Origin of the sequence: Roseicyclus sp., assembly GCF_052168335.1 — a bacterium.
In the GTDB taxonomy this organism is placed as follows: Bacteria; Pseudomonadota; Alphaproteobacteria; order Rhodobacterales; family Rhodobacteraceae; genus Roseibacterium.
This window is the reverse complement of the sequence record NZ_JBQLZP010000702.1, coordinates 1-3,868: the sequence shown is the minus strand read 5'-3', so window position 1 is coordinate 3,868 and position 3,868 is coordinate 1. Positions and strand designations below refer to the sequence as shown.

The following is a 3,868-nucleotide window of genomic DNA, read 5'->3' as shown; positions in this document are numbered from 1 at the left end:
GGCGGAGCGCCTCGGCGTCCTCAACGCGCACCCCGACCTCGCCGGAAAGCTCGCCGCCGCCAGGCGCCTGACCCCCGAGAGCACCGCCGAACAGGCCTCCGCCGGGCTCGACGCGCTGACCGACGCCGAGCGCGCGGAGTTCACCGCGCTCAACACCGCCTACACGGAACGGTTCGGCTTCCCCTTCATCATCGCGGTGCGCGACAACACCAAGGCCTCGATCCTCGAGGCCTTCCGCCGCCGCATCGGCCAGGATCGCGCCACCGAGTTCGCCGAGGCCTGCGCCCAGGTCGAGCGCATCGCCGAGTTGCGCCTCATGGAGAAACTCGGATGAGCGCCGACATCCTGATCGAACCCCTCACCCCCGGGGCCTTCGCCCCCTTCGGCGAGGTGCTCGAGGCCGCGGGCGCGCCCGACCGGCTGATCAACCAGGGCCTCTGCGGCCGCTGGCACGATCTCGCCCGCCTCGACATCGCCGACGGCCGCCCCGGCCTCAGCCTCTTCCGCTCCGAGACCCGGACGCTGCCCCTGAAGCTCGGGATGGTCGAGCGTCACCCGCTCGGCTCCCAGGCCTTCATCCCGATGTCCTTCGACCCCTTCCTCGTCATCGTGGCCCCGGACGACGGCGGTGTGCCGGGCCGCCCCCGCGCCTTCCGCACCGCGCCGGGGCAGGGGATCAACATCGCGCGGAACGCCTGGCACGGCGTCCTCACGCCGCTCCACGCCCCCGGCCTCTTCGCCGTCATCGACCGGATCGGCGCGGGCGCGAACCTCGAGGAACACTGGTTCCCCGACGCCTACACGGTCCGCGACGCCTGACGCCCCGGAAGGGCCTTTCATCTTTCCGCAAATACGCCCTTCGGACCGACGCCGGAGGCAGGCCCCACGCCGCAGCTCCGCACGACCGCACCCGCGCCGTCGGGCGCGGGTGCCGGGCCCAAGGGGCAAGGCCCATGGCGCAGCCATGGCCGCGCCCGCGGGAGCCCCCCTCAGAGCGGGACGATCGTGGCCAGTCCCCGCGAAACCGCCGTCTCGACGATCGACGCCGCGACCGCCAGGTCCTGCAGGCCCACCCCCGTCCCGTCGAACAGCGTGATCTCCTCGGCGGAGGTGCGCCCGGGATGCGTCCCGTTGATGACCGCGCCGATCTGCACGATGTCCCCGGCGGCGAGCAGCCCCGCCGCCACCGCGTGCTGCGCCTCGCCGATCGAGACGGATTGCGCGACCTCGTCGCAGAAGACCGTCGCTCGCCCCAGAAGCGCCGCCTCGACCTCCTGCTTGCCCTTCGTGTCCGTGCCCATGCAGGCGAGGTGCGTGCCCGGGCTCACGTGATCGGCCATCAGGGAGGCGGCGAAGCTCGAGGTGATCGTGATGATCACGTCCGCCGCCCGCAGCCCGGCAAGCTCCACCGCCTCGAACTCCACGCCCATCTCTCCGGCCACGGCGGCGAGGCAGGGCAGCATCTCGGGGTGGTAGTTCCAGCCGATGACCTTCTCGAAGCGGTGCGTCTCCAGCGCAGCGCGGAGCTGGAACTTCGCCTGGTGGCCCGCGCCGACCATGCCGAGCACCCTGGCATCCGCCCGCGCGAGGTGCCGGATCGACACCGAGGAGGCGGCGGCCGTCCTGAGCGCGGTCAGGAGGTTGCCGCCCACCATCGCCCGCACACGTCCCGTGTCGGGATCGAACAGGAACACCGTCGACTGGTGGTTGATGATCCCCCGCCGCTCGAGGTTGTGGGGCCAGTAGCCGCCCGCCTTGAGCCCGAGCACGCCGCCCACCCGGTCGAAGCCGCCCTTGAAGCCGTAGAGCGCGTCCTCGTGGCCGAGGGCCTCGCGCACGACCGGAAAGTTGCAGGCGTCGCCCGAGGCCATCGCGGCGAAGACCTTCTCCACCGCCGCGAAGGACGCCTCGCGCGTCAGGAGGTCCGCGATCATGCCTTCGGGCACGATCGCGAGCTCGTTGGCGGGGACCGCTCTGCCGTCCGCCATCAGTAGGCCTTGCCGCGCGCGGAGACCGGCCAGACCGTCTCGACCACGCCGCCCCGCACGCCGACATACCAGTCGTGGACGTTGCAGGTCGGGTCGCAGTGGCCCGGGACGAGGCGCAGCTTGTCATTCACTTTCAGAACCCCGTGGGGGTCCATCACCACGCCGTGCTCGTCAGAGCATTTCACATATTGAACATCCGTCCTTCCGAAAACCACAGGAAGTCCACTGTCCACCGACTGCGCCTTGAGCCCTGCGTCGACGATGGCCTTGTCGGCCTTGGCGTGGCTCATCACGCTCGTCAGGATGAACAGTGCGTTCTCCCACTCGCCCTGGTCGATGCGGTTGCCGTCCTTGTCGAGGATGCGCCCGTAATCCGCGTCCATGAAGGCGTAGGAGCCGCACTGGAGCTCGTTGTAGACGCCCGAGGTCGACTCGAAATAGTAGCTGCCCGTGCCGCCGCCGCCGACGATGTCGCACTCCAGCCCCTCGGCCTTCAGCGCATCGACCGCGTCCTTCACCATGGCGACCGCGATCTCGATCTTGGCCTTGCGGTCCTCGTAGCTGTCCATGTGCTGCATCGCGCCCTGGTAGGCCTGGAGCCCCGCGAACTTCAGGCCCGGCGCCGCGTCGATCGCCTTGGCGATTTCGACGACGGCGGGGGTCGTCGTCACGCCGCAGCGGCCCGCGCCGCAGTCGATCTCGACGAGGCACTCGATCTGGGTACCGTGCTTGACGGCGGCGGCCGACAGGTCGGCCACGTTGGCGAGGTCGTCCACGCAGCAGATCGTGCGCGCGCCGAGCTTGGGCATGCGGGCGAGGCGGTCGATCTTGGCGGGGTCGCGGACCTGGTTCGAGACGAGCACGTCCTTGATGCCGCCGCGCGCGAAGACCTCGGCCTCCGACACCTTCTGGCAGCAGACGCCGCAGGCGCCGCCGAGCTCGACCTGGAGCTTCGCCACGTCGACCGACTTGTGCATCTTGCCGTGCACGCGGTGGCGCATTCCGTGCGCCTTGGCGTAGTCGCCCATCTTCCTGATGTTCCGCTCGAGCGCGTCGAGGTCGAGGATCAGGCAGGGCGTCTGGATCTCGCCCTCGGCCATGCCGGGCAGGGCGGGGATGTCGTAGCCGACTTCCAGCGTTTCGATGTCGATGACGTCTTTCATGGTGTCTCCTCCAATCTCGGTTTCGGGCCGGGCGGCGGGACAAGTCCCGCCCTACGAAGTGTTTCGCGCTGGGCGGCGGGACAAGTCCCGCCCTACGACGTGTTTCGGGCCGGGCAGCGGGACAAGTCCCGCCCCACGACGTGTTTCGGGCCGGGCGACGGGACAAGTCCCGCCCTGCGCGGTCGGTCCGGCCGCATGGCAGGACGTGTCCCGCTGCGCGGTCCGGGGGGGAGGGCGGGGCTCGCCCCGCCGCTCGCGCGCTACATCCAGGGCAGCTTGTCGAGGTCGACGTTGCCGCCGGTGATGATGACGCCGACGCGCTTGCCGCGGAACACGTCGGGGTTCTTCAGGATCGTGGCGAGCGGCACCGCGCAGGAGGGCTCCATCACGATCTTCATGCGCGCCCAGGTCAGCTTCATCGCCTCGACGATTTCCTCCTCCGAGGCGGTGAGGATGTCGGTCACGTAGTTCGACACGAAGTGCCAGGTCCGCTCCTTCAGCGGCACCTTCAGGCCGTCGGCGACCGTCACCGGCGCGTCGTCGGCGATGATGTGGCCCGCCTTGAAGCTGCGGTAGGCGTCGTCGGCCTGCTCGGGCTCGGCGGCGTAGATCTCGACGTGGGGCGCGATGGTCGACAGCGTCAGGCAGCAGCCCGAGACCATGCCGCCGCCACCGATGGGCGCGATGACGGCGTCGAGGCCCTCGACCTGTTCCATC

General features: G+C 70.2%; 5 protein-coding genes. 2 read left to right on the top strand and 3 right to left on the bottom strand.

What is annotated here, in order from left to right:
* A partial coding sequence (gene uraD, locus ACTS11_RS21350; RefSeq protein WP_442642288.1) for a 2-oxo-4-hydroxy-4-carboxy-5-ureidoimidazoline decarboxylase occupies nucleotides 1-334 on the top strand: 334 nt, incomplete at its 5' end.
* On the top strand, nucleotides 331-819 hold the full coding sequence (locus tag ACTS11_RS21345; RefSeq protein ID WP_442642287.1) for an ureidoglycolate lyase: 489 nt from the start codon (nucleotides 331-333) through the stop codon (nucleotides 817-819). The genes uraD and ACTS11_RS21345, both read left to right, overlap by 4 nt.
* Before the next feature lie 170 nt (nucleotides 820-989).
* Here the strand turns inward: ACTS11_RS21345 and bhcD are convergent, their stop codons facing one another.
* From bhcD to ACTS11_RS21330, 3 genes are all read right to left on the bottom strand, one after another.
* On the bottom strand, nucleotides 990-1,988 hold the full coding sequence (gene bhcD, locus ACTS11_RS21340) for an iminosuccinate reductase BhcD (protein ID WP_442642286.1): 999 nt from the start codon (nucleotides 1,986-1,988) through the stop codon (nucleotides 990-992).
* Nucleotides 1,988-3,151, bottom strand: a complete 1,164-nt coding sequence (bhcC, locus tag ACTS11_RS21335) for a 3-hydroxy-D-aspartate aldolase BhcC (RefSeq protein ID WP_442642285.1) — start codon at nucleotides 3,149-3,151, stop codon at nucleotides 1,988-1,990. The genes bhcD and bhcC overlap by 1 nt, the downstream gene beginning before the upstream one ends.
* A 260-nt stretch (nucleotides 3,152-3,411) precedes the next feature.
* Nucleotides 3,412-3,868 (bottom strand): threonine ammonia-lyase (locus ACTS11_RS21330; protein ID WP_442642284.1); only part of this gene is annotated, 457 nt, incomplete at its 5' end.